General features: G+C 44.9%; 5 protein-coding genes. 1 reads left to right on the top strand and 4 read right to left on the bottom strand.

Going from position 1 to position 5,108, the window contains the following annotated elements:
- The 4 genes from F7C14_RS05175 to ppcB form a co-directional block, all read right to left on the bottom strand.
- Nucleotides 1-307 (bottom strand): UbiX family flavin prenyltransferase (locus F7C14_RS05175; RefSeq protein ID WP_290900537.1); only part of this gene is annotated, 307 nt, incomplete at its 3' end.
- A complete protein-coding gene (locus F7C14_RS05170) occupies nucleotides 304-1,878 on the bottom strand; it encodes a benzoate-CoA ligase family protein (RefSeq protein ID WP_290900535.1) in 1,575 nt (524 codons plus the stop codon). The genes F7C14_RS05175 and F7C14_RS05170, both read right to left, overlap by 4 nt.
- Nucleotides 1,879-1,888: 10 nt before the next feature.
- Nucleotides 1,889-2,587 (bottom strand): HAD family hydrolase, encoded by a 699-nt coding sequence (locus F7C14_RS05165; protein WP_290900533.1) that lies wholly within the window; start codon nucleotides 2,585-2,587, stop codon nucleotides 1,889-1,891.
- 30 nt (nucleotides 2,588-2,617) lie between these two features.
- Complete coding sequence (gene ppcB / locus F7C14_RS05160) at nucleotides 2,618-4,147, bottom strand: phenylphosphate carboxylase subunit beta (protein WP_290900531.1); 1,530 nt, start codon at nucleotides 4,145-4,147, stop codon at nucleotides 2,618-2,620.
- Between the two features lie 158 nt (nucleotides 4,148-4,305).
- Here ppcB and F7C14_RS05155 point away from each other — a divergent pair, with 158 nt between their 5' ends.
- On the top strand, nucleotides 4,306-5,082 hold the full coding sequence (locus F7C14_RS05155) for a TrmB family transcriptional regulator (protein WP_290900528.1): 777 nt from the start codon (nucleotides 4,306-4,308) through the stop codon (nucleotides 5,080-5,082).
- Nucleotides 5,083-5,108 lie beyond the last annotated feature (26 nt).

The raw sequence follows: 5,108 nt of genomic DNA, 5'->3' as shown, positions 1-5,108 counted from the left end.
TTATCAAGTTGTAACTGAAGCTGTTCGCTATAGCTGAAGCAGTTTTGATCGAACAAGGAATTACGATCATGCCGTCGTGCTTGAAACTTCCACTTGCGATCGGAGCCGTGAAATCCATGTAGTCGTAGCAGAAATCTGCCAATCCTTCAACGTAATCTACACTGTATTCCGTCTCTATCTCTATGTTCTCCTTAGCAGCAGGAGAAATTATGAGATGCGTTTCCACATCCGTTTTATTCAAGTATTCGAGGAGTCTTATTCCGTAAATCTGCCCGGATGCTCCGGTTAAAGCTACAACGATCCTCATTTCCCAAACGCCTCCTCAAACTCCTTCATCCTCAACTTGTATTTTTGAATTTTTCCCGTGGCAGTTCTCGGTAGCTCTTTAACGAAAACCCATTTTTCTGGAATTTCGAAACCTTTCAATCCCTGCTTCCTCAAAAAGTCCTTTACATCCTTCACGACATTTTTGTCGTATCCTTTCCTGAGAACCACGTAGGCTGCAACAACCTCAAGCTTCTTCTCGTTAAATCCCTGCACGACAGCGCATTCCTCTATCGCCGGATGCTTTAGTAAAGCGTTCTCGACTTTAACCGGAGAAACCCAGAGCCCTCTCGTTTTTATTAAGTCGTCGGCTCTTCCATAATATCTGTAAAATTTACCCTCTCTGACGAAGGTATCTCCCGTGTCGTACCATTCTCCAAGAAAGGTCTTCTTCGTTTTGTCGTGTTTTTCCCAGTAAAAAGCAGCCACCGAATCGCCCTTAATTAAAAGCTTTCCCGGAACGCCATCTTTGACTATTTCGTTCCCCTCTTCATCAACGAGCTTGACTTCCCACCCGGGCATAACGACTCCGGTGTAGCCGGGCTTAACTTTTCCCGGATAATGCCCAATGAAAGCGTACAAAGCCTCAGTAGATCCTATATGCTCCACTATCTCAACTCCGAATTTCTCTTTGAATTTGTACCACACCGCCTCGGGCAAAGGTTCTCCACCACTTACGGCAATTCTCAGTTTATGTTTTACCTCCCTCTCGATCTCCGCAAGCCTCGCGTAAAAAGATGGCACGGTGAACAGAACCGTCACTCCGTATTTTTCCAAGATTTCAACTGCTCTTTCCGGATTGGGTCTTTCCGGATCCACCACCGCTGTTGCTCCGAAGTACAGGCTTCCGTAACCACAACTTCCGAGTCCGTAGGCGAAGAAGAGCTTGCTAACGGAATAACAGATGTCTTCGCTCGATATTCCCAAAACCCTTCTGTGATAACTTTCGCAAACAAAGATTGGATCGTGCTGTAAATGAACAACCCCCTTCGGTTTTCCGGTCGTTCCAGAGCTGTAAAGCCAAAACGCCATCGAATCTTTGCTGAGCTTCAGAGGTTCGAAGTTTTCCGGTTGATTTTTAATCATCCTCTTCAGATCTTCCTCATCGAAAACAGCCTTCAAAAACTTAGATTTTTCAGCCGCTTTCAAAGCCTCTTCAAACTTGCTGAAAATAAACGCGTATTTCGCCCGAGAATCTTCGAAATAATAAGCGTAATCCTCCTCAAAAAGGTAAGTGTTAACGGGTATCGGAATCGCTCCGAGCTTTATGGCTCCGTAAAAGGACAGGTAAAATTCAATCGAGTCTGGAAGGACTATTAAAACTCTATCGTCGAAACTCATCCCTTCATAAGCAAGTGCGTTGGCGGTTTTGTTCGTCAAAGCCTTCAACTCGTTAAAACTCACCTTTCCTTCGTCTATTCCCATTTCCTTACTCCCGACGCAAATCACAGCAATCTTCTCTCCGTATCTCTCCGCATTTCTGTCAACAACCCACTCCGCCAGATTCATTCTTTCCGGAAACTTCACCTCCACCTTTTCTCCCGCATCCGGCATTTTCGACACCCTAAAATATCTCCTTAAGCTCTGAAAAATGCTTGATTACGTAGTCAGCTTTATCAGAGGGGTTTCCCTTCCTTGCGTAGTGCACGGTTATGAATCCGTACTTCTTAGCCATTTCAACATCCTTTACGGGATGATCTCCGACCATCACAGCCTCGGAAACTTCAATTCCTCTTTTTTCTAAATCTTCCCTCAACTTTTCGTAAATGCTTCCGTCCTCTTTGGAGACTCCCTTAAAGCTCTCATCAATTTCTCCACTCTCTCTAACAACACCAACTGGAGAGTAGATGTTGGAGAAGAAGTATCTTAAGTTGTAGGTGTTCAGGAAGTTAATTATAACATTCACGGCGCTCATGTCGGAGACTACGTCGAGGACGTATTTTTTTGACTTGAGATAACGCAAAGCGTCTTCAACCCCGTCGGCTGGCTTTAACAATTTGATCTCAACCTCGTAATACCTCTTCATCAAACACGGATTGTTTTCAAGAACTTTTTCCTCAACTTCATGCCTTCCTTTTTCGTGGAGCCTTCTAAAATCTCCGTACTTTTCGATCAACTCCTTGTAAAGTTTCACCTTCTCTTCTATTATCCCCGGTCTTTCTTTTTCCTCATCTATGAAAACCGCCGCCATCCAATACTCTACCTTTCTGTTCGAAGAATCCATCAAACACTGCCCGTAATCAAAGCCGATCCACTTAACCAAAAAGTACCACCTCCAAAAAGGAAAAGAAAGTTACTCTGGCTTCCAGTCGAAGCCGAGCTCCTCCCACCTCTGCTTCAGCTTCTCCACGGTTTCTTTATCGAGTTCGATAACCTGCGGCTTCCTCTCCCACTCGTATGGCGTCGTCGCATCTATCAAAATCCTCGAAACGAGCAGCCTTCTGTCGTACCAGTCCTTGTATATCGGCAAAGAAGGGTCGAGCGGTGTTGATCTACCCTTCTTTATTATCTCCGTATCTTCAATTGGGTTGTACCTCATAGACAACGCCCACCAAACCCTCGGCAAGTCATCAGCTCTGATATCCTCATCCACAACTATAACACCCTTCATTCCGTAGTTTCCAACGACCGTGGCGAAAGCTGCTAATCCAGCGTGCCTTCCGTGTCCGGGGTACATCTGCTTTATCGAGATTATCGCCCAGAACCTTCCCCCGCTTTCGGGTAGTATGTATACTGACTGAATTCCCGGAACTCCGACTTGCTCAAGCTGCGTCCAAAGCTCGGCAGTTCTGTTTATTGACTGAATCATGTGCGTATCCGTTACCGGTCTTCCGACTGTGGTTGCCCAGAATATTGGATCGTTTCTGTGCATTATTCTCTCTACTCTAAGCCAAGGCTTCGGAAATTCCTCCTTGGCTTTCCCCGAGTAATAGCCCGTGTATTCTCCAAAAGGTCCCTCAGGTTTCCACTCTTTTTCATCAACAGGGATAAATCCTTCCACAACTATCTCAGCTCTTGCATCAATAGGTAAGCCAGTTAAGTCGCTTTCGATAACCTCTATAGGCTCACCCTGCAGTGCTCCGATTATCTCATACTCGCTCGTTCCGTATTCAACGAGGGTGCTTCCCGTTAGGAAGCCGAGAGGAGTTCCACCTATTACGGCTGCAGCCGGCATCTCTTTTTCTCCCATCTCTCTGTATTTCTGCATCATAACATCAGCATCTTTTCCCTTCAAAATTTGAACTCCAAGGCTTTTCTCGTCGAGAACCATCATTCTGTAGGTGCCAAGATTCACCCATTCTTTCCCCTTCTCCGGATCTCGGGTTAATAGGTAGACAGCTGTGCCGAAGTACCTCCCTCCGTCTTGGGGGTAAAACTGCGGCACTGGAAAATCGAGCAAATTGATTTTGTCCCCCTCAACTACATTCTCCATAACCGGACCATCGCTAACCTTCTTCGGAGGAATTTTCCCTCCCTTCGTAACTCTCGTCATCCATTCTCTCGCTATATCAACGACCCCGGCGCTTCTATCCATTCCCAGAGCTATCGCAACCCTTTTTGGAGTTGTGAACGCTGAAGTGAATACCTTACTCCCCCTCTTCTCTCCCGGCTTGTAGTCCTTTATATTCTCGAAGAGTAAAGCCGGACCACCCCTTTCTTCATTCAGCTTTGCTATGTGCGACAGCTCAAGATTCCAGTCAACTTCCGCTTTTATTCTCTTCAACTCTCCCTCCTTATCAAGTATTTCAATGAAAGCCCTCAAATCTCTCGGTATCGGATACTTTACTCCAAAGTAGTCCTTCTTTTCTATAAACTCTCCCATCCTACCACCTAAAAACTACCGTAATGTTTAATGTAGATAAAACTGTGTCAAATTTTCAATTTTACAGATTTAGCTTGGGAGTTTCCATAACCAACATTTAATTTAAATGGGGGCTGGTGGAAAGGTTTAAGTAATGCTTTGAATTTCAATACATTGTAATGCAGGAATATAAGTCACGGTTGACAAACATTCTGGAAGATCTGGGTTTGAGTAAGACGGAGGCTGAGATATATCTGCTCCTACTGAAGAGATCGGGAGCTTCAGTAAGCGAGTTAGCCAAAGAAGTCGGATTGACCAGACAGAGAATCTACGACATCCTGGAAAATTTGAGTGAAAAAGGGCTAATCTACGTTTCCGCGCAAAAGCCGAGGAGATACTATGCCGTATCTCCGGAAGTTGCTACTTCGATGCTCATAAGGGATGTTGAAAAAAGGTTGTATAATTTGTTCAAATTGAGGGAGGAATTTCTTAACATTGTAAGGTCGATAGGCGTGAAGGGAAACGTATCGAACACGATCTCCTACGAAGTGACTGGAAGAAGAGTGTTGATAAGCACGATTAAAGAGTTCATAAACAAAAGCGATGAAGAGCTCGCCATTGCCGCCACAAGCAACGAATCTATTAGGATAGTTTACGAGTACAAGCCCGAGATATTCGAAGCAAGTGAAAGAGGAGTGAAAATCTATCTGCTCGCCCCCCTCAGCGAGCTTCCGAGAGATATAGTAGAGACATTAAACAAGGTAGCTATCTGCTCGGAATTCAAATCTTCCGCGAGAATGTACGTTAGGGACTGCGAAGAGGCGATAATAATGCCTTCAGAAGGTAGCTTAAAAGAGAGAAGGTGGTACGACGAAGCTGTGGTTTTGAAGAACAAGGACATATCGAGGGCGATAAGAGATTTAATCTTGTCAAGATTCGATGAACTCCCTAACTAATTCCGATTCCAGCAGGAACTCTTTTC

It is taken from the genome of Ferroglobus sp. (assembly GCF_015521575.1).
Lineage (GTDB): Archaea > Halobacteriota > Archaeoglobi > Archaeoglobales > Archaeoglobaceae > Ferroglobus.
The sequence above is the reverse complement of the archived record's forward strand: the minus strand, read 5'-3'. Positions and strand labels throughout refer to the sequence as shown.

Excerpts from the sequence above, each read along its gene's own strand:
- F7C14_RS05170 (WP_290900535.1), bottom strand. The coding sequence starts at position 1,878 with ATGCCGGATGCGGGAGAAAAGGTGGAGGTGAAGTTTCCGGAAAGAATG.
- ppcB (WP_290900531.1), bottom strand. The coding sequence starts at position 4,147 with ATGGGAGAGTTTATAGAAAAGAAGGACTACTTTGGAGTAAAGTATCCG.
- F7C14_RS05155 (WP_290900528.1), top strand. The coding sequence starts at position 4,306 with ATGCAGGAATATAAGTCACGGTTGACAAACATTCTGGAAGATCTGGGT.